Source organism: Stenotrophomonas sp. 116085_Sma (assembly GCF_056479585.1).
In genome coordinates, this window is the sequence record NZ_CM151057.1 from 4,345,339 (window position 1) to 4,365,960 (window position 20,622).

Sequence of the window (20,622 nt, forward strand, 5' to 3'; positions counted from 1 at the left end):
GCCATGGCGGCAACCGTGCAACAAAAAACCCCGCCTCGCGGCGGGGTTTTCCTTTGCATCGGGGAGACGCGCCGGCCAGGGCCGGCAACGTCCGACGCGGGCGTGGACCTTAGAAGTCCATGCCGCCCATGCCACCCATGCCACCCATGCCACCGGCGCCACCCATGGCCGGCTCGTCCTTCTTCGGAGCTTCGGCAACCATGGCTTCGGTGGTGATCATCAGGCCAGCGATCGAAGCAGCGTTCTGCAGCGCCGAACGGGTCACCTTGGTCGGGTCCAGGATGCCGAACTGCAGCATGTCGCCGAACTCGCCGGTGGCGGCGTTGTAGCCGAAGCTGCCGGTGCCTTCCTTGACCTTGTTGATGATGACCGACGGCTCTTCACCGGCGTTGGCAACGATTTCGCGCAGCGGGGCTTCCATCGCGCGCAGGGCGATCTGGATGCCGTGGTTCTGGTCTTCGTTGGCACCCTTCAGGCCAGCCAGTGCGGTGACCGCACGGACCAGGGCAACGCCGCCGCCCGGGACCACGCCTTCTTCAACGGCTGCACGGGTCGCGTGCAGGGCGTCGTCGACGCGATCCTTCTTTTCCTTCATTTCGATTTCGGTCGAAGCACCGACCTTGATCACGGCAACGCCGCCGGCCAGCTTGGCCACGCGTTCCTGCAGCTTCTCGCGATCGTAATCGGAGGAGGTGTCCTGGATCTGGGTCTTGATCTGGCCGACGCGTGCGTCGACGGCAGCCTTGTCACCCACGCCATCGATGATGGTGGTGTTTTCCTTGGAAACCTGCACCTTCTTGGCGCGGCCCAGGTCCTTGATGGTGGCCTTTTCCAGCGACAGGCCAACTTCTTCGGAGATCACGGTGCCGCCGGTCAGCACGGCCATGTCTTCCAGCATCGCCTTGCGACGGTCGCCGAAGCCCGGTGCCTTGACGGCCACGACCTTGACGATGCCACGGATGGTGTTGACCACCAGGGTGGCCAGCGCTTCGCCTTCGACTTCTTCGGCAACGATCAGCAGCGGCTTGCCGGCCTTGGCGACGCCTTCCAGCACCGGCAGCAGGTCACGGACGTTGGAGATCTTCTTGTCGTGCAGCAGGATGAACGGGTCATCCAGGTCAGCGGTCTGCGACTGCTGGTTGTTGATGAAGTAAGGGGACAGGTAGCCGCGGTCGAACTGCATGCCCTTGACCACGTCCAGCTCGTTGTCCAGGCCCGAGCCTTCTTCAACGGTGATCACGCCTTCCTTGCCGACTTCCTTCATCGCGTCGGCGATGATCTGGCCGATCGACTCGTCCGAGTTGGCCGAGATGGTGCCGACCTGGGCAATCGCCTTGTCGTCGGCGGTCGGCTTGGAGATGTTCTTCAGCTCGGTGACGGCGGCCACGACGGCCTTGTCGATACCGCGCTTGAGGTCCATCGGGTTCATGCCGGCGGCCACAGCCTTGGCGCCTTCGCGGATCAGGGCCTGGGCCAGCACGGTGGCGGTGGTGGTGCCGTCGCCTGCGTCGTCGTTGGTGCGGGAAGCGACTTCCTTCACCATCTGCGCGCCCATGTTCTCGAACTTGTCAGCCAGTTCGATTTCCTTGGCGACGGAGACGCCGTCCTTGGTGATGGTCGGGGCGCCGAAGCTCTTTTCCAGCACGACGTTGCGGCCCTTCGGGCCCAGGGTGGCCTTGACGGCATTGGCGAGAACGTTGACGCCGCGCACCATGCGCGAACGGGCGTCTTCACCGAAACGAATATCCTTGGCAGCCATTGCGATTACCTCGATGTTTGCACCGGGCCGGGCCCGGCGACGAAAAGGGATGTCTTACAGAAAAGCAGGTCGCGCCGAGGCTCAGCCGATGATGGCGAGCACGTCGTCTTCACGCAGGACCTTGTACTCGACGCCTTCGCTCTTGTACGAGCTGCCGGCGTACTGGCCGTAGATGACCTTGTCGCCAACCTTCAGCGACGGCGCACGCACGCTGCCGTTGTCCAGCGGCTTGCCCGGGCCGACGGCCACGACTTCACCCTTGGTGGACTTTTCCTTGGCCGAATCCGGAATGACGATGCCACCGGCGGAGATTTCGTCGGCTTCGATCGGCTTGACCACAACGCGGTCGTGCAGCGGCTTGATGCTCATGAGAGACCTCTTAAGTTATTGATTGGTCTGAAAAAGTCTGGCGATGTTAGCAGTCGCACCGGGCGAGTGCCAGCAACGCGCGTGAAAAAGCCCGACAAGTCGGGAGCACGACAGAGATGGAGACCTCCACAGGCCTTTCAAGGGCCGATCCCGAAATTTTTCTCCGGGCCCGGAAACCTCCTTCCCTGCGTGGACGCCTGTATAGGGATGCAGTGCCGCAAGCCAAGGGGGGAACGGGTGACATTTGGTGACCAATGTCCCACTGTCAGATATCTGACGTTCATTTACGACAAAGTGTCACTGGATCGGCCTTAGGCTCGGCCGCGCATTCCCAATCACAAGGAGTTGTCGATGCGATTGCTGTCCCCGCTTGCCGCCGCCTGCCTGCTGGCGCTGGCCGCCGCGCCGGCCCAGGCCGAGGTCTTCATCAACGAACTGCACTACGACGACAGCACCGCCGCCGGTGACGTCGGCGAAGCGATCGAGGTCGTCGCCACCGCCGGAGAGGACCTGTCCGGCTATCGGCTTTACCTCTACAACGGCAGCAATCCTTCGGCTGCCGCGGTCTACGCCAACAACCCGGTCCCGGCCGGCACCGCCGCAGGCTGCGGCAGCGCGACCATCGCCGTGGTCAACTACCCGACCAACGGCATCCAGAACGGCCCGAACGATGGCATCGCCCTGGTCGATGCCAGCGGCAAGGTGGTCCAGTTCCTCAGCTACGAGGGCGCCATCACCGCCTCCGGTGGCCCTGCCGCCGGCATGACCAGCCAGAACATTCCGGTGGCCGAGACCAACAGCACGGCCCCGGGCACCTCGCTGCAGCTGACCGGCAGCGGCAGCCAGTACGCGCACTTCACCTGGGCCGAGTCGGCCAGGCAGACCTTCGGCAGCTGCAACAACGGCCAGACCTTCAGCGGCGGCGGCACCCCGGGCCCGAACACACCGCCGTCGGTGTCCACCACCACCCCGGCACAGGGCAGCAGCACCTTCCCGGCCGCGGCCGATCTGGAAGTGGTGTTCAGCGAGACGGTGAACCTGGCCAGTGGCGCCTTCGCGCTGAGCTGCGGCACCTCCGGCAGCGTGCCGCTGACCTTCCCGGCCAGCGGCCGCAGCGTGAAGCTGTCCACCAACACCGCGCTGGTGGCCGGTGAGGCCTGCCGCTTCGATATCCGCGCCGCGCGCATCACCGACCTGCAGGGCGCGCACCCGGCCGCCGACAGCCGCATCGCGTTCACCGTGGCCAGCACCGGCGGCAATCCGGACCCGGGCAACCCGGGCGTGCCGGCCGGCTACTACTCCAAGGTGAACACCTCCAGCCCGAGCCAGCTGCGCTGCTCGCTGCACGCCACCATCAAGGGCCACACCGCCTACCCGTACAGCGGCTCGGGCACCAGCACCTGGACCATCCTGGAGATTGCCGACGAGGACCCGAACAACCCGAACCGCATCCTCGACGCGTATCGCAACCGCAGCTACGCCAAGGTGACCGATCGCGCCGGCAGCGGCAGTGGCCTGAAGTACAACCGCGAACACACCTGGCCGAACTCGCTGGGCTTTGCCAGCACCACCGGTGACAAGGGCCTGCCGTACGCGCCGTACACCGACACCCACATGCTGTACCTGACCGATGCACAGTGGAACGCCGACCGTGGCAACAAGCCGTACGCCAAGTGCGATGCCGGCTGCGGCGAGCGTGCCACCGAGGCCAACAACGGCCAGGGCGGCGGCAGCGGTGGCTATCCGGGCAATTCCAACTGGGTGCGCACGCCGGACGGCAACACCGGCACGTTCGAGGTGTGGGGCAAGCGCAAGGGCGACATGGCGCGTGCGGTGATGTACATGGCCATCCGCTACGAGGGCGGCAAGGATGCGGCCACCGGCCAGTCCGAGCCGGACCTGGAGCTGACCGACGACCGCAGCAAGATCGTCAAGACCAGCAGTTCGCCGGCCTACATGGGCCTGCTGTCCACGCTGATCGACTGGCACCTGTCCGACCCGCCGGATGATGCCGAACGTGCGCGCAATGACGTGATCTACAGCTTCCAGGGCAACCGCAACCCGTTCATCGACCACCCCGAGTGGGCGACCCCGGGCCTGTTCACCTCGGCCAAGCCGGCGACCTGCCAGCTGGCCAACTGACCGCGCAACGCAGCGGTCCACTGCCGCCGCCGGGCCCTGACCCGGCGGCGGCCCTATACTCGACGGCCATGTCGACCGTCGATCCCGTCCTGCTGCTGTTGACCACCTGCCCGGACCGGGCCAGTGCCGAGCGCATCGCGCACGCGCTGGTCGGCGAGCGCCTGGCCGCGTGCGTGACCCGCCTCGATGGCGCACAGTCGACCTACCGCTGGCAGGGCGAGATGACCACCGACGCCGAGCTGCAGCTGCTGGTGAAGACCACCGGAAGCCGCGTCGATGACGCGATTGCACGGATCGTCGAACTGCATCCGTATGAACTCCCGGAGTGCATCGCGGTCGAAACCCGGGCCGGCCTGCCGGCGTATCTGGATTGGATCCGGGCACAGACCCGGGAGGACACTGATTGAAGACTCTGTTTGCGCGTGGCGCCGCCCTGTGCGCCCTGTTGTGGCTCTCGCTGCCAGCGTTCGCGCTGGATGAGAAGGACCTGCTGCCGGTGGACCAGGCGTTCGCGCTGACCGCCACCGCCCCCGAGCGCGGCCAGGTGCAACTGCAGTTCAAGATCGCACCCGGCTACTACCTGTATCGCCACCGCACCAGCGTCAAGGCCGATCCGGCGTTCAATGCCGGCGCGCTGCAGATGCCCAAGGGCGACAAGCACCACGACGATTTCTTCGGCGAAGTCGAAACCTATCGCGAACGCCTGCAGGCTACCCTGCCCGGCACGCCGACCGATGCCGCAGGCACCATCAGCCTGGAAGTACGCTACCAGGGCTGTGCCGACGCCGGTGTCTGCTACCCGCCGCAGAAGCGCGTGGTACAGGTCAGCCTGCCCGGTGCCGGTGCACAGGCCGCGGCCCCTGCCGCGCGTGCCGGTGCCGCCAGCCCGTTCAACAATCCGCTGGCAGGTGCCGGCAACAGCGGCGGGCTGCGCCTGCCGGGTGCCGCCAGCAACAGCCAGGCGCTGCCGCTTCCGTCCGAGCAGGCGTTCGGCTTCGATGCCATCGCCAGCGACGGCAACACCCTGCTGCTGCGCTTCAGCCCGGCGCCGGGCTACTACCTGTATCGCGACCGCACCTCGCTGAAGCTGGAAGGCAGCACCGGCGTGCAGGCCGGCACGCCGCGCTGGCCGGCTGCGCAGTCGCATCGTGATGAACACTTCGGCGATGTATCGGTCTACTTCAACCAGGTGGAAGTACCGCTGCCGCTGCGCCGCTCCGTTGCCGACGCGGTCGACAGCACCCTGGTGGTGACCTTCCAGGGCTGCCAGACCGATGGCATCTGCTACCCGCCGATGACCCGCCGGGTGAAGCTGTCGATCCCGGCCGGCAAGGTCAGCGCCAACGCCGACCAGACACCGCCGCGCAACGAGGTGATCAACCCGCTGCCCGGTGCCGCCGGTGCACCGCGCGAAGCTGCCAATGGCGCCCCACTGCGCCTGCTGCCGACCGTGCCCAACACCGAAGCGGCGTCGGCCACTGCGGGTGACGTTGCCTCCGGCAATGAATTCGCCGCCGATGCGCAGGGTGACAACGCACTGCGCACGCGTCCGCCGGCGACCACGCCGAACCCGGACCGCTCGTTCGTCTGGGTGCTGTTGTTGGCCTTGGCCGGTGGCTTGGTATTGAACCTGATGCCGTGCGTGCTGCCGATCCTGTCGCTGAAGGTGCTGAGCCTGGCGCAGAGCGGCGAGAGCCCGCAGCGCGCGCGCAGCCACGCGCTCTGGTACACGCTGGGCGTGCTGGTCGCCTTCGCGGTGATCGGCGCCTTGATGGTCGGCCTGCGCGCGATCGGCAACGCCGTCGGCATCGGTTTCCAGCTGCAGCATCCGGGCGTGGTGGCGGCACTGGCCTACATCATGTTCGCGGTGGGGCTGAGCCTGTCCGGTGTGTTCACCCTCGGCGGTGGCATCGGCAACCTTGGCCAGTCCCTGGCCAGCCGCAGCGGCCCGGCCGGCGACTTCTTCACCGGTGCGCTGGCCTGCGTGGTCGGCAGTGCCTGCGTCGGCCCGTTCATGGGTGGCGCGATCGCCTACGCGTTCATTGCGCCGCCGCTGAAGGCGATGACCGTGTTCCTGTTCCTCGGCCTGGGCCTGGCGCTGCCGTTCCTGCTGATCGGCTTCGTGCCGGCGCTGGCGCGCCGCCTGCCCAAGCCGGGCCCGTGGATGGAAACGCTCAAGCACGTGCTGGCCTTCCCGATGTATGCCACCGCGCTGTGGCTGCTGTGGGTGCTGGGCAAGCAGCGCGGCGTGGACGGCATGGCGCTGGTGCTGGGTGGCCTGCTGCTGTTCGCCTTCGGCCTGTGGCTGTTCGAGCGCAACCGCTGGACCGGCTCGCGTGCAGTGACCCTGCTCGGTGTGCTGCTGGCGATCGGTGCATTGGTACCGGCCTGGGGCGTGACCCAGCTGGCACCGCCGGCACGCGCCGCACAGGCGGCCAGCGACAACGTGGTGGAGTACTCGCCGCAGCTGCTGGACCGCCTGCGCGCCGACAACCGCGTGGTGTTCGTCAACATGACCGCCGACTGGTGCGTGAGCTGCAAGGCCAACGAGCGCGCCGTGCTGTCGCGCCCGGAGTTCAAGGACCTGCTCAAGCGCACCAACGCGGTGTACATGCGCGGTGACTACACCAACGTCGATCCGCAGATCACCACGTTCCTGGAAGAACACAAAGCCGTCGGCGTGCCGCTGTACGTGGTGTACGGCCCCGGTGCACCGCCGACCGTGCTGCCGACGCTGCTGACCCAGGCCGTGGTCGAGGAAGCGCTGCTGCGCACCGCACGATGAAGTGGCAACGGCCAGCGCTGCTGTGGACAGCGGTGCTGGCCGCCGGCCTTGGCCTGTGGGCCGGCCATCGATTGGCACCGGCGCCGGTGATGCCTGGGGCCATGCCGGCGGCGCCCGCCGTCGCGCCTGCGACGCCGGTCCTGCAGGTTGGCGACAGCCTGCCCGCATTGTCGCTGCCCGATCTTGAAGGCCGCCCCCTGGACCTGCACCAGCGCTTCGCCGGCCGCCCACTGCTGATCAACGTCTGGGCCAGCTGGTGCGCCCCCTGCGTGGAAGAGATGCCGGAACTTGCCCGCTTCGCCCAGGTGCAGGGCGACGACGGTGTGCAGGTGCTGGGCCTGGCACTGGATACCCCGGAAGACGTGCGCCGTTTCCTGCGGCAGGTGCCGGTGGATTACCCGATCGTGATCGAGACACCGGGCCCGCGCGATGCCAGCGTGCAGCTGGGCAACGCGCAGGGCCTGCTGCCCTACAGCGTGCTGTTCGATGCGCAGGGGCGGATGGTCAAGGCGAAGCTGGGACCGTTCGCTCACGGCGAAATCGAACGCTGGGTGAAGTGAGGGTTCGGCAGGGTTGCACCCTGCACCCGCTTCAGGCCAGAGCAACAGCCGAAGCAACAGCTACAGCGGGCTTTCCGTGGGATGGCGGGGCGATGTCGGAGTGCGGGGACGCTGCAAGTACGTCCCTGTAAGCTTGGCAGCCGCATCCATGCGGCTGACACCCCGCACTCCGACACCGCCCCACCTCTTACAGATTCCGATGGCTGTTGGTAGATGTCGACCTTGGTCGACACGGTAGATCCACGCCATGCGTGGATGGATCTCCATCGAAATCGAATATTCCGACAATTGAACGAAGAGCATCCACGCATAGCGTGGATCTACAGATCGCGGAGATCTGTCGAAGGCGGGGTGGGTCCGGTGGCGGGGGTGTCCGCGGCATGGATGCCGCGGCCAAGCCCCCAAGGTGAAGTGCCCCCCGAGACTTGGACGGGGTCAGGCGGCCGATTGGGCCTGCTCCCGGTACTTTACCGGGCTCAGACCTTTCAGTTTCAGTTTGATGCGCTCTTCGTTGTAGTACTGGATGTATTCCACCAGCCCAGCCTCCAGACTCTCGATGCTGTCAAAGCTGTTCAGATAGAAGAACTCCGACTTCAACGTTCCGAAAAAGCTCTCCATTGCCGCATTGTCCAAACAGTTGCCACGCCGGGACATGCTTTGCTTCAACGAGTGCTTTTCCAGCATGTGCCGGTAGTTTTCATGCTGGTACTGCCAGCCCTGGTCAGAATGGATCATGGGGCGCTCATCCGGGGAAAGCTTGCTGATGGCCTCCTCCAGCATCTGACCCACCAGATCGAACACGGGCTGGCGCTTGATCTGATAAGCCACGATTTCACCGTTGTAGAGGTCCATGATCGGCGACAGGTACAGCTTCATGCCCTGCACCTTGAACTCGGTGACGTCGGTCACCCACTTCTGATTGGGTCGCTCGGCCTGGAACTCACGATTGAGATCGTTGCCAACCACAATATTGGCCGCCCCCTTGAAGGCCCGATAGCGCTTGACGCGCACGCGCGATTTCAGGCCCATCTCCCCCATCAGGCGCTGTACCCGCTTGTGATTGGTCCGATGGCCCTGATTGGCCAGTTCCAGCGTCACCGTGCGATAGCCATAGCGCCCTTGGCTCTGATCGTAGATTGCACGGATACGCTCACGCAGGTCTGCCTCGTCCTGATCCGGATGGGCCAGGACATGGTTCTGGTAATAGAACGTACTGCGCGACAGCCCTGCCGCTTCGAGCAGAAGCGACAGCGTATGAACCTGCCTCAATCCTTGGATGGCTTGCGCTTTGCGTCTTGCGCCGCCTGCTCTTCCCGGATCAAGGCATCGAGTTTTTTTAGGTAGTCGGTCTCCGCGCGCAGATAGGCGACTTCCTTGAGCAGCTCATCGCGGCTCATATCCTCAGGTGGCTTGGACGAACGGGTCTTTTTCATCGGCTTTCGGGGCGGCGGCAGGGGCGGTGCCAACGCTTGGGCACCGCCCTGAGCATACAGGCGCCGCCACTGCCCCACTGCGCCGGCATCACCAATCTGAAAGTAGGTGGTGGCCTCGCGCCCGGACATGCCGTCCTGGCTCATCTTCTCCAGGACAGCCAGCTTGAACGCGAGGTCATAGGACCGGGCCTGGCGGTGAAACCCGCGCCAACCGTGCAGCCGATAGGTCGCCACCCAGCGTCTGACCGTGGAGAACTCCAGGCTGTGGCGACGAGCAACGGCTTTGACCGATGTGGAGGTCTTGCAGGCCTCTTTGGCGACCTGCAGTTTGAAACGCGCGTCGTATCTGTTCATGTATCCCTCGGGGTTGGATCTGGCGTCCAACTCCCGGGGGTCACTTCAAGGACGGGTTTACGGCGTCCCCCGCCACCGGACCCACCCTGCCATCCCACGGAATGCACGCTGTTGCTGTTGCCCTGGCCTGAAGCGGGTGCCGGGCGCCGCCCGGCCGATACCCCCTGCTTGACCGCAGGCAGGGCGCCCCGGAGAATTACGCGACTAATTCTCATTTGCTGTTGCGCAGGATGCGGGCGGCAGCCTTCCGGGCCCTCCTCCTCCGATGTTCAAGAACGTCCTGTTCCAACTGCACTGGCTGCTGGGCATCACTGCCGGTGCCGTCCTGGCCGTGATGGGCCTCAGCGGCGCCGTGCTGTCCTTCGAGGACGAACTGCTGCGTGCCGCCAACCCCGGCTTCGCCGAAATCGCCGAACACCATTCCGAAGGCCAGCATCCGCTGGCGCTCACTGAACTGGTGCCGCTGCTGCAGGCCGGCAGCGAGCGACCACTGCAACGCCTGCGCATCGATGCCACCGGACAGCGACCGTCAGTCGCACGGTTCGCTGGCGGCAAAGAGCACTGGGTGTACTTCGACCCGTACAGCGGCGAACGCTTCAGCGCGCTGCGCGGGCAGGCCTTCTTCGATTTCGTCGAAGACCTGCATCGCCACCTCGCTGCGGGCGAGCGCGGCAAATGGATCACCGGCAGCTGTGCCATCGCCCTGCTGTTCTTCACCCTGTCCGGCCTCTATCTGCGCTGGCCGCGGCGCTGGTGGCACTGGCGCAGCTGGTTGGCGGTGGAGTGGAAGCGCAGCGGCCGCGGGTTCCTGTGGAGCCTTCACTCGGTGGTCGGCACCTGGGTGCTGTTGATCTACCTGATGAGTGCGCTGACCGGCCTGTGGTGGTCGTTCGATTGGTACCGCAGCGCCGCCAACACCCTGCTGGGCGTCGCGCCGGCGGCCAAGCACAAGGTCGCCACCGACACGACGCTGGACCTGCGCCGCGTGGAAACCACCTTGTATGCGTTGCCCGGCGTGCGCACCGGCTTCATCGACCTGCGCCTGCCGGAAAAGCCCGGCCAGGTACTCAACGTGCGGGTGATGGCCGGTGATCCGTCTCAGCGCGGCGGCCACCATGACCGTGCACATGATCTGCTGCAACTGGATCCGGCCAGCGGGGCAATCCTCGATTCGCGCCCCTACGCGCGCCAGGGCACCGGCGGCCAGCTGGCCACCAGCGTGTTCGCGTTGCACTCGGGCAGCTACTTCGGCATACCCGGGCGCGTGGCGGTGATGCTCAGCAGCCTGGGCATGAGCCTGTTCTTCATCACCGGCTGGATGCTGTACCTGGACCGTCGCCGCAGCCAGCGTGCCGCACGCGGGCTGCGCCAGTCGCTTCCGGTTGCCGCCGCCGATGATGGCCGCACACCTTGGCTGGTCGTGCATGCCAGCCAGAGCGGGCTGGGCGAACAGCTGGCCTGGCGTGCTGCCGCGCAGCTGCAGGCCGCTGGCCATGCTGTGCAGGTACTGCCATTGGCCCGGGTCGATGCCACGCAGCTCGCGCGCACTGCGCAGGCGTTGTTCGTGCTGAGCACCTTTGGCGATGGCGAACCTCCGGATGCGGCGCGGGGCGCTGCGCGACGGCTGCTGGCACAAGCGCCCGATCTGTCGGGCCTGCAGTTCGGCCTGCTCGCCCTCGGTGACCGCCAGTACCCGCATTACTGCGGCTTTGGCCGCCAATTCGATGGCTGGCTGCTGGCCAACGGTGCACGTGCGCTGTTCGGGCGCATCGATGTCGATGCCGCTGCGGTACCGGCGCTGCGCCAGTGGCAGCAACAGCTGGGTGCGCTGACCGGCATCGCCACCGATGACAGCGTGCTGCCGGCCGCCACGCAGATGCACGAGTGGCGCCTGCTCGGCCGCGACCGCCTCAATCCAGGCAGCATCGGCGGTGCGATCTGGCGCATCCGTCTTGCTGCACCGGCCGAGGTGCAGTGGCAGGCGGGCGACATCCTGCATATCGCGCCCCGCCACAACGCACAGCACGCCGGTGCGGTACTGAAGGCACATGGGCTGGATCCCCTGCAGCCGCTGCTGATCGACGGCCAGCCGCGCACGCTGCTGGCGCTGGCCAGCGAGCGCGAGCTGCCCGATGCCGATGCTGCGCTGGCGGTGCAGGATGCGTGCCTGTGGCTGGCAGGGCTGTCACTGCTGCCGGGGCGGGAGTACTCCATCGCGTCCTGTACGGATGACGGTGCGGTCGAGCTGGTGGTACGGCTGGTCCATGACGAAGCCGGACGCACCGGCCTGGGCTCGGGCTGGCTGTCAGTGCATGCGCCGATAGGCGCCAGCATCGCCTCCCGCGTGCACCGCAATCCGGGTTTCCATCGCGTGACCGGTGCACCCATGGTATTGATCGGCAACGGCACCGGCATCGCCGGCCTGCGCAGCCTGCTGCGCGAAGCCGCCCATGCGGGAGAACACGGGCACTGGCTGCTGTTTGGTGAACGCCAGCGTGCGCACGATTTCCTGTTCGCCGACGAGATCGAGGCCTGGCAGGCCAACGGTCATCTTGCGCGGGTGGACCTGGCGTTCTCGCGCGATGGCGACGGCGGCTACGTACAGGATCGCCTGCGCGTGGCGGCCGATGCCCTGCGCGACTGGATGCAGCGTGGTGCCGTCATCCACGTGTGCGGTTCGCTGCAGGGCATGGCCGAAGGCGTGGACCAGGTGCTGCGTGAAGCGCTCGGTGATGAGGCGGTGGAAACACTGCTGGAGAGCGGGCGCTACCGTCGCGACGTGTATTGATTCCTGCCACCGCGCATTGGCGTGAGCCGGGCATGGGCTCGGCTCTACAGTGTTTCCCGAGCCCGATGATGTAGAGCCGAGCCTGCGCTCGGCTGATTCCCCTCCGGCCCACAGCACCGCCTAGGCCGCCGCGCGTGCCGCCCGCTGTTCCGGCTGCAGCCGGAACGCGCCCACAGCTTCGGCCAGCGCGTGTACCTGCGCCTGCATCTGCGCGGTGGAGGCACCGGCTTCTTCCACCAGGCTGGCGTTGCGCTGGGTGCTGGCTTCCATCTGCACGATGGTCTGGTTCACCTGCGCGATGCCGGCATGCTGGTCCTGCGATGCACTGCGGATACCGGCCAGCAGCTCGGCCAGCTGCTGCACGCTGCCAACGATCTCGCCCATGGTGGTGCCCGCCTGCTCGGCCTGCTGGTTGCCTTGCCCGACCCGCGCCACCGAATCCTCGATCAATCCCTTGATCTGCTTCGCCGCATCGGCACTGCGCTGGGCCAGCAGGCGTACTTCTGCCGCCACCACGGCAAAGCTGCGGCCCTGCTCGCCCGCACGTGCCGCCTCCACGGCCGCATTGAGCGCAAGGATGTTGGTCTGGAAAGCGATGCCATCAATCAGCTGGGTGATATCACCGATCCGGCGCGACGCCTCGCTGATGCCCTGCATGGTCGCCACCACCTGGCCCACCGCCTCACCGCCGCGCTGTGCCACCGCTGCGGCACCCTTGACCAGCGCGTCGGCACGCCCTGCGGCATCTGCATTGCGGCCAACGGTGTCGGTCAGCTCATGCATCGATGCGGCCGTTTCTTCCAGGTTGGCCGCTTGTTGTTCGGTGCGCTGCGAGAGGTCGTGATGACCGGCAACGATCTCGCCAACACCGGTGTCGAGGCTGGAGGTGGCGTGCTGGATGCGGGTGACGATGCGGCCGAGCTGAGCGACGGTGGCATTGGCATCGTCGCGCATGCGCGCGAACACCCCCTGCAGTTCACCCTCCATGCGCACGCTGAGGTCACCGCGGGCGAGCGCGGCAAGCAGTGCCTGCAGGTCGCCGAGATTGGTTTCAAAGGTCGCCAGCAGGCGATTGATGCTGGTCGACAGCGTGCGCACGAAGCCCTGCTTGCCCTCAAGCGCGATGCGCCCATGCAGGTCACCGTGAGCGGCGGCGTCGACCAGCGCGGCCACTTCGGTTTCCAACAGGGTTTCCAGCGCACGGCTGCGCCATTCCACCGCCACGCCAAGGAACTGGCCTTCGTCGATGATGGCGTTGGCAATCAGCTGGTAGCGCACCCCTGCATGGCCGATCTCGCGCTCCTCGCGCTGGCGCACGCTGGCCAGGCTGCCCAGCGCTGGATGCAGGCGCACTGCGTCGCTGCCCACCAGCTCTTCGATGCGGCGCTCGAGCTGCAGCAGCAGTGCCGGGTTGGCGTAGGCGACCTGCCCTTCCGCATCGATCACCATCAGGCCGGTCTGCGCGCTGTCCAACGCCTGGCGCACGCGGGTGTTGCCGCGCGCCACCGCCCGCTCGGTCTCGATGCGCGCACGCAGGCGTTGCTGCATGTCGACCAGGCGCTGGGCCAGCTGGCCGATCTCGTCGTTGGCGTTGTAGACGCGCAGGGTGGTGTCCAGGCGGTCGTCAGCGATGTCGCTGGCGAAACGCAGGGTGTCCTGGATCGGCTGGCGCACCGCGCGCAGGACCAGCACCAGGCTGGTGATCAATACACCGGCAACCAGCAGCAGCGTGAGTGCGAACAGCACGCTCATGGCGCGTGCGCCGGCTTGCTGGCGTGCCTGTGCACTGGCCAGCGCCGCGACCTGTGCCTGCTGGAATGCGGCCAGCGCCGGTGCCACGCCAGCGGCGGTTTCCAGCAGTGACTGTGCCTCCACATCCAGCCCGACACGCGCGGCGGTGTAGCCCAGCAACGCGATCTGGTAGCCCTCCATTCCGCTGCGCAGGGCGTCCTGCACATCGGTAGGCAGACCGGCCAGCGCCAGATCGAATGGCAGTTTTTCTTCGCTCGCACGATCAGCATGCGTGGAATCCCCATCGAGCAGCAACAGCGCCTCCTGACGGCGCATCTTCTGCAGGGACAGCGCCAGCGACGGTCGCTGCTGGGCGTCCACCTGGGTCTGCAGGGCATCGGCCGCCTGCTGCAGCTGCGCGGCAAGGCCAGCGTCGCCGCGACCCATTTCATCGACACGTTCGAACAGCGCTACCACACCCTGCGAGAACGCGTCAGCGGCCTCGGTCAGCGCCTGCAGGGCCTTGCGCCGGCCGGCATCCATCGGCATCGCACGCAGCGCCTGCAGATCGGCCTGCAGGGCTTTCTGGGTCACCAGCAACTGGTTGCGGTCGGCATCATCGAAACTGCGTGCATACTGGGTCTGCAGGCGGCGCGCTTCGGCCACCCGCGTGGCCAGGCTCGCAGCCAGATCGCTGCCGCGCTGGTAGCTGGCCTGGCTGCGTGCAGCCTGTGCGCTGGCGTGGCCGGTCCAGGCGTACACGGCAGCGATCGCGACCAGGCCAAGCCCACAGACCCACAGGGTCGCCTTGAGTTTGTTGGCCACGCTGAGCCGATGCGGCTGCAGCCAGCGCAGCAGGCCGGGGGACGCCGAGCGCAACGTGCCAAGGCGCGCGCGCAGGGACCTGAGGTGGGGGACAACGGCCGACATGACAGACTCCAGGCGGAAGGACGCACCTGTATCGGCTGGATCTGACAGAACTTTAGGATTTTTTTCGTTCGCCCACGCCGATCGCTGACGGACGCGGCCTTTGTACCGGGCACAGGCGACGGGGGGATGACATCGCCGGCGCGCTTGACCTCAACCCCGGTTGGGGGAGCACAGTGGACCTCCCTCCCCCGACCGGTGCCACGATGACGACGCTCGATGTCTCCCGCTACCTGCAACGCCTGCAGCTGGATGCACCGCCACCGCTGACGCTGGCCGGACTGACCCTGCTGCAGCAGCGCCACAACGCGCTGCTGCCATTCGAGACGCTCAGCTGCCTGCTGCGCGACGCGGTGCCGATCGACCTGGACAGCGTGCAGCGCAAGCTGCTCGACGAGCGCCGGGGTGGCTACTGCTTCGAACTCAACGGCGGCCTGCTGGCCCTGCTGCAGGCACTGGGCTTCGATGCGCAGCCGCTGAGTGCGCGTGTACTGCTGGCCGCACAGGACGGCGAACTGACGGCACGTACCCACCTGCTGCTGCGCGTCCAGGTAGAGGGCGATGACTGGCTGGTAGATGCCGGTTTCGGCAGCCTGACCCCGACCGTTCCGCTGCGGCTGCGTGACCCGCAGCCGCAGGCCACGCCACACGAGCGCTATCTGCTGCAGCGCCTGCCCGAGCAGGGCGACTTCGTGCTGTCAGCCGAATCCAGCGACGGCTGGCGGGCGATGTACCGCTTAGATCTGCAGGCACCGGCACCGATCGACAACGTGGTGGGCAACTGGTACGTGTGCACCCACCCCGATTCCAGCTTTCCGGGCCAGCTGCGCGCGTCGCTGACCGGGCCCGACTGGCGCCGCACCATCGGCAGCGGAAACTACACCGAGTACCGCCCCGGGCAGGCGCCGGACAAGCGCCCGCTGCACGATGTCGGCGATGTGCGCGAGGTGCTGCAGCAGCGTTTCGGCATGCAACTGCCCGACGATCCACGACTGGACCCGGCGATCAACGACTGGCTGCAGCGCTCGCGTGCCTCGATCTTGTAGAGCCGAGCCCATGCTCGGCTGAGCTTGGGCGGCTGGGCCAACAGCAGCCGAGCGTGGGCTCGGCTCTACAGAACTGCGCGGGCCTGCAGCGCGATGCGGTTGCCTTGCCAGCTGCGCGCGTCGCTGACCTGGCCCGACTGGCGCCGCACCATCGGCAGCGGAAACTACACCGAGTACCGCCCCGGGCAGGCGCCGGACAAGCGTCCGCTGCACGATGTCGGCGATGTGCGCGAGGTGCTGCAGCAGCGTTTCGGCATGCAACTGCCCGACGACCCGCGACTGGACCCGGCGATCAACGACTGGCTGCAGCGCTCGCGTGCCTCGATCTTGTAGAGCCGAGCCCATGCTCGGCTGAGCTTGGGCGGCTGGGCCAACAGCAGCCGAGCGTGGGCTCGGCTCTACAGAACTGCCCGGGCCTGCAGCGCGATGCGGTTGCCTTCACTGTCGCGGATCTCGGCCACTCGCCAATCGCCGGCATCGGCCGGGCCGAAGCGCAGTTCGGCACCTGCCTGCAGCGCGCGCGCGAGGCTGGCATCCAGGTCATCCACGCCGATGTAGATGCGCGCGCCCTGCTCGGAGGGCCTGTAGTCCGCACCTTGCACCAGCGCCATGCTGGCACCCTCCGCGTCATCCGAAAACGGCAGGTACGCCATCTGGCAGTCATGCAGCAGGATCGGCGCATCCACGTCCACCCGCAGCCATTGCTGGTAGAACGCAATGGCACGGGCCAGGTCACTGGAGGGGATCTCAACGTGCAGGATCGAGTTCATGACTTTTCCTGGTGCCGGCAACTCAGATGATGCGCAGGGTAATCGCCTTCAGCACCGCGCGGGTGCGGTCACGGGTGCCGAGCTTGTCGAGGATCGCCGAGACATAGTTCTTCACCGTGCCCTCGGCCAGGAACAGGCTGCGCGCGATCTCCTTGTTGCTGTAGCCACCGGCCAGCAGGCGCAGGATCGCTACTTCACGCTCACCGAAGGTATCGGTGGGCGGCGCTTCATCATGGAAGCGGTAGCGGGCGCGTACCGGCTCGGTGCTGACCGGCAGCAGCAGGGTCTCACCGGTGGCAACGCGCTCGATCGCCTCGCGAAGGTCGGCCGGTGCTGCGTCCTTGAGCAGGAATCCCTGCGCTCCCGCCTCGCTGGCGCGCAGCAGCAGATCGCTTTCGTCGAAGGTGGTCAGCAGCAGCAGCGGGGTGGCGTCACCGCGTGCGCGCAGCTGGCGCAGCGCTTCGATGCCGTCCATCCCGGGCATGCGGATGTCACTGAGCACCACGTCCACCGGCTGGGTGGCCAGCGCATCCAGCAGCGCCTGGCCGTCTTCGGCCTCCAGCACCACCTCCACGCCCAGCCCCTGCAACAGCGCGCGCAGGCCGGCACGGACCAGCGCCTGGTCGTCGGCCAGGGCAACACGGATCGCGCCGCCGCTCATGCTGGCACCCACGCGGTCAGGTGCATGCCACCCTGCGCGGTGCGGGCCAGTTCCAGCTGGCCGCGCACTGCGGCCAGGCGCTCACGCATGCCGGCGATGCCGTTGCCCTCTCGGATGCGCTCGGCGCACTGGCCGTCATCACGGATGTCGATACGCAACCGGGAATCCTCTTCGTTGATCGTCAGCCATACGGTGTCTGCGTTGCCATGCCGGGCGGCATTGGTCAGCGCTTCCTGTACCAGGCGCAGCACAGTCTCTGCCATCAGCGGGTCGGCCACGCGCACGCTCTCGCCGATCTGCAGCTGCAGCTTCGGGCGCGGAAACGGCGCGGCCACGCGCACGCTCTCGCCGATCTGCAGCTGCAGCTTCGGGCGCGGAAACGGCGCGGCCAGCGCGTGCAGCGCAGTAGCCAGATCGAGGCCGCGATCATCGCGCATCGATTGCACCACCTGGCGGATGTCGGCCAGCAACTCGCCGGACAGCTGCTCGGCCAGCACCAGTCCTTCGCGCCCGGCCAGCACAGGGTCGGCCGCAAGGGCGCGCAGGTTCAAGCGCATCGCGGTGAGCTTGTGCCCGGCCACATCGTGCAGTTCGCGGGCCAGGCGCAGGCGCTCGGCATCGCGTGCACTGTCGGCCAGCAGTGCACGTGTCGCCAGAAGATCGGCATTGACGCGGGCCAGGTCATCGCGGGCCAACGCAGTGCTGCGCGCGTAGTGTGCGGTCAGTGCGGCAAATGCCTGGAACCCGCCATACAGCAGCACCACCAGCAACGGCTGGGTGAAACCACTGTGGCGCAGCACGAGATACATGGCGAGGTTGGCCAGCAGTGCAACACCCAGCACGAAGCGCGGTGGCCAATGCTCGGCCAGCTGCGCCACCAGCACCACCAGCAGTACCGGCGCGGTTCCGGTGCGCGGCTGCAGGGCAACCAGTGTGATCGCCAGCACGGCCTGCAGCGCCGCAGCCAGTGCACGCACGCGGATCGGCATTGCCGCCCATCCGTGCACCACGAACAGCAGCAGGAACGCGCCAAGCGACGCCTGGCTGAGGCCGGCACCGGCGCCCTGCACGCCGAATGACAGGCCCACCACCAGCACGGTGACCAGGCCGGCGAGGCTGAGGGGACGCAACAGGTGGCGGAACAGGCTGGGCATGACCTGATGCTGACGGCCGCGGCAGCAACCGGCAATGGGTCCAACGCAGAAAGTGACTTCTGGCACGTCGGATCGATGACCACTGGCCCTGAACCCACCAACGCGCCCCGCGCAGACTGGCTCCACACCGCAACACACCACCCACCTCCGGAGCCACCGCCATGATCCGCACCGCCCTGCTCAGCACCGCCCTGACTGCCCTGGCCCTGGCCAGTGGTGCCCACGCTGCCGATCTGGCAGTGACCGTACACGATGTCCGCGTGCAGACCGGCACCCTGCGCGTTGCACTGGTCGACAGCGCTGCCGCCTGGGACGGCAAGGCCAAGCCGGTGCAGGCGCAGCAGGCGACGCCCAGCGGCGACAGCGTCCACTTCACATTCAAGAACCTGCCGGCCGGCAGTTATGCCGTACTGCTCACCCACGACGAGAACGACAACGGCAAGCTCGACACCAACCTGGTCGGCATGCCGGTGGAAGGCTATGGCTTCAGCAACAACCCGCAGGTGATGCGCAAGCCGACCTTCGACGAGGCACGCGTCGACGTGCCGGCTGCCGGCGCTGCCATCGACATCACCCTGCGCTGATTCCTGCATCCAGAACCGAGGCCATCATGGACCGTCGCCGCTTCCTCCATACCCTGCTCAGCAGCAGCGCCTGCCTGGCCCTGGGCGCCACCGCACTGCGCAGCGCGCCCGCCTTCGCCGGTGACCCGGCCCGTTTCGCGCAGGGCCTGCAGGAGCACCCGTGGCTGCTGGGCTGGCGCGGCGTCACCAGCGAGAGCCTCGGCCCGGCCACCGTGCAGCTGCAGGGCCGGCTGCCGGCCGGCCTCGCCGGAACGCTGTACCGCAATGGCCCGGCCTGGACCGAGCGCGATGGCTTCCGCTACGACCACTGGTTCGACGGCGACGGCATGGTGCATGGCTGGCGCTTCAACGGCGATGGCAGCCTGACCCACCACGGCCGCATGGTGGCCACGCCGAAGTTCAGCCGTGAACAGAAGGCCGGCCGCTTCCAATACCCGGCGGCCGGCACAAGCGTCCCCGGTGCCCTGGCGGTACGCAACAACGATGACGCCAACGTGGCCAACACCTCGGTGACGATGATCAATGGCCGGCTGTTCGCGCTGTGCGAGTCCGGCTCGGCGTTCGAAGTGGACCCCGATTCGCTGCAGACCCTCGGGCCGGTCACCTGGCGCCCGGATCTGGCCGCGCTACCGTTCTCCGCGCATCCGCTGCCGGACCGCGATGGCAGCGTGTGGAACTTCGGGTCGATCAGCCTGATGGGAGGCCACGGCCTGCTGGTCTGGCACATCGGCAGGGACGGCCAGCTGCGCAGTGCCAATGTGATTGAAACGCCGGAACATGGCTACCTGCATGCCTTTGCGATGACCGAACAGCACCTTGTGTTCGTGCTGATGCCGTTCGACTTCAACGGCACCGGCGGCAGCTTCTTCGAGCGCATGCAGTTCGCGTCGCAGCGCCCGTCACGCATCGCGGTGGTGGCCAAGGATGCGCCGGACAAGGCGCAATGGTTCGATGCACCGTTCGCGGCGATCTATCACTTCGGCGATGCCTTCACCCGCGACGACGGCATCGTGCTGCGCGCGGTGCGCCACGACGACATCAGCGAAGCGCGCTCGCCGATGAAGGAAGCGATGGCCGGGGACGGCGCGCACGCGGCGAACAGTGGCGCCAGCCTGGTCGAGTTGCACCTGGACCTGCGCCGCGGACAGGCACGCTGGGAAACCCTGGACATCAGCGCGGTGGAGTTCCCGCTGTTCGATCCGCGTTCGGCCAACACCCGGGGGGCGCGCCTCTACGCGCCGACCATCGATGGCCCGGCCACGGCGCCGTACTTCAACGCAGTGGCTGCATTCGATATCGAGCGTGGGCGTCGCCAGCTGTGGCACTACGGGCCGGACATCATGGCCGAGGAACATGTGTTCGTGCCGCGGCCGGGCAGTCGCAACGCCGATGACGGCTGGCTGGTCGGCACCCTGCTCGACCCGGTGAACAAGCGCAGCGGCCTGGCGGTGCTGGATGCGCGCCATGTGGATGACGGCCCGCTGGCACAGGCCTGGCTGCCGTATGCGGTACCACTGGGCTTCCACGGCACTTTCGCCGCGCACGGCTGAGTCCACGCT

At 67.1% G+C, this 20,622-nt stretch carries 15 protein-coding genes and 1 pseudogene; 9 read left to right on the plus strand and 7 right to left on the minus strand.

Going from position 1 to position 20,622, the window contains the following annotated elements:
- Window positions 1-109 precede the first annotated feature (109 nt).
- Together groL and ACZK0Z_RS20120 are read right to left on the minus strand one after the other, a co-directional pair.
- Window positions 110-1,759, minus strand: coding sequence for a chaperonin GroEL (groL, locus tag ACZK0Z_RS20115; RefSeq protein ID WP_100443702.1), 1,650 nt, complete (start codon window positions 1,757-1,759; stop codon window positions 110-112).
- An 81-nt stretch (window positions 1,760-1,840) separates the two neighbouring features.
- On the minus strand, window positions 1,841-2,128 hold the full coding sequence (locus ACZK0Z_RS20120; protein ID WP_049427125.1) for a co-chaperone GroES: 288 nt from the start codon (window positions 2,126-2,128) through the stop codon (window positions 1,841-1,843).
- Window positions 2,129-2,479: 351 nt separating this feature from the next.
- On the opposite strand from ACZK0Z_RS20120, the gene ACZK0Z_RS20125 reads away from it, so the two are divergent.
- From ACZK0Z_RS20125 to ACZK0Z_RS20140, 4 genes are all read left to right on the plus strand, one after another.
- On the plus strand, window positions 2,480-4,270 hold the full coding sequence (locus ACZK0Z_RS20125; protein ID WP_049427126.1) for an endonuclease: 1,791 nt from the start codon (window positions 2,480-2,482) through the stop codon (window positions 4,268-4,270).
- A gap of 68 nt (window positions 4,271-4,338) precedes the next feature.
- Window positions 4,339-4,677, plus strand: coding sequence for a divalent-cation tolerance protein CutA (gene cutA / locus ACZK0Z_RS20130; RefSeq protein ID WP_197633749.1), 339 nt, complete (start codon window positions 4,339-4,341; stop codon window positions 4,675-4,677).
- Entirely contained in the window at window positions 4,674-7,055 is a 2,382-nt protein-coding gene (locus ACZK0Z_RS20135; RefSeq protein ID WP_197633748.1) for a protein-disulfide reductase DsbD domain-containing protein, read from the plus strand. Before cutA ends, ACZK0Z_RS20135 begins: the two co-directional genes overlap by 4 nt.
- Window positions 7,052-7,615, plus strand: a complete 564-nt coding sequence (locus tag ACZK0Z_RS20140) for a TlpA family protein disulfide reductase (protein WP_049427132.1) — start codon at window positions 7,052-7,054, stop codon at window positions 7,613-7,615. Before ACZK0Z_RS20135 ends, ACZK0Z_RS20140 begins: the two co-directional genes overlap by 4 nt.
- Window positions 7,616-8,050: 435 nt before the next feature.
- On the opposite strand, the gene ACZK0Z_RS20145 is transcribed toward ACZK0Z_RS20140, so the two are convergent.
- Window positions 8,051-9,402 (minus strand): IS3 family transposase gene (locus ACZK0Z_RS20145; RefSeq protein ID WP_197633811.1). Its coding sequence is split into 2 segments (ribosomal slippage): window positions 8,051-8,955 and window positions 8,955-9,402, totalling 1,353 coding nucleotides; the frame shifts between segments, so codons are not numbered across the junction.
- Between the two features lie 265 nt (window positions 9,403-9,667).
- Here ACZK0Z_RS20145 and ACZK0Z_RS20150 point away from each other — a divergent pair.
- Window positions 9,668-12,190 (plus strand): PepSY domain-containing protein, encoded by a 2,523-nt coding sequence (locus ACZK0Z_RS20150; RefSeq protein ID WP_197633747.1) that lies wholly within the window; start codon window positions 9,668-9,670, stop codon window positions 12,188-12,190.
- Window positions 12,191-12,310: 120 nt separating this feature from the next.
- Here the strand turns inward: ACZK0Z_RS20150 and ACZK0Z_RS20155 are convergent, their stop codons facing one another.
- Window positions 12,311-14,851, minus strand: coding sequence for a methyl-accepting chemotaxis protein (locus ACZK0Z_RS20155; protein ID WP_049428688.1), 2,541 nt, complete (start codon window positions 14,849-14,851; stop codon window positions 12,311-12,313).
- 203 nt (window positions 14,852-15,054) lie between these two features.
- Here ACZK0Z_RS20155 and ACZK0Z_RS20160 point away from each other — a divergent pair, with 203 nt between their 5' ends.
- Complete coding sequence (locus ACZK0Z_RS20160; RefSeq protein WP_197633746.1) at window positions 15,055-15,894, plus strand: arylamine N-acetyltransferase family protein; 840 nt, start codon at window positions 15,055-15,057, stop codon at window positions 15,892-15,894.
- A 102-nt stretch (window positions 15,895-15,996) separates the two neighbouring features.
- Window positions 15,997-16,227 (plus strand): annotated as a pseudogene (locus ACZK0Z_RS20165) (arylamine N-acetyltransferase family protein); the annotation flags it as partial.
- A 65-nt stretch (window positions 16,228-16,292) separates the two neighbouring features.
- Here the strand turns inward: ACZK0Z_RS20165 and ACZK0Z_RS20170 are convergent.
- From ACZK0Z_RS20170 to ACZK0Z_RS20180, 3 genes are read right to left on the minus strand one after another with little or no spacing between them, the layout of a single operon-like run.
- Window positions 16,293-16,664, minus strand: a complete 372-nt coding sequence (locus ACZK0Z_RS20170; protein WP_197633779.1) for a VOC family protein — start codon at window positions 16,662-16,664, stop codon at window positions 16,293-16,295.
- A 22-nt stretch (window positions 16,665-16,686) separates the two neighbouring features.
- Entirely contained in the window at window positions 16,687-17,325 is a 639-nt protein-coding gene (locus tag ACZK0Z_RS20175) for a response regulator transcription factor (RefSeq protein ID WP_049429006.1), read from the minus strand.
- Entirely contained in the window at window positions 17,322-18,479 is a 1,158-nt protein-coding gene (locus ACZK0Z_RS20180; protein ID WP_459018392.1) for a sensor histidine kinase, read from the minus strand. The genes ACZK0Z_RS20175 and ACZK0Z_RS20180 overlap by 4 nt, the downstream gene beginning before the upstream one ends.
- Before the next feature lie 161 nt (window positions 18,480-18,640).
- Between ACZK0Z_RS20180 and ACZK0Z_RS20185 the strand changes: the two genes are divergently transcribed.
- The gene (locus tag ACZK0Z_RS20185) at window positions 18,641-19,063 is read left to right on the plus strand and encodes a DUF2141 domain-containing protein (RefSeq protein WP_049428966.1); all 423 of its coding nucleotides are present in this window, start codon (window positions 18,641-18,643) and stop codon (window positions 19,061-19,063) included.
- A 26-nt stretch (window positions 19,064-19,089) separates the two neighbouring features.
- A complete protein-coding gene (locus tag ACZK0Z_RS20190; RefSeq protein WP_197633778.1) occupies window positions 19,090-20,613 on the plus strand; it encodes a carotenoid oxygenase family protein in 1,524 nt (507 codons plus the stop codon).
- Window positions 20,614-20,622 lie beyond the last annotated feature (9 nt).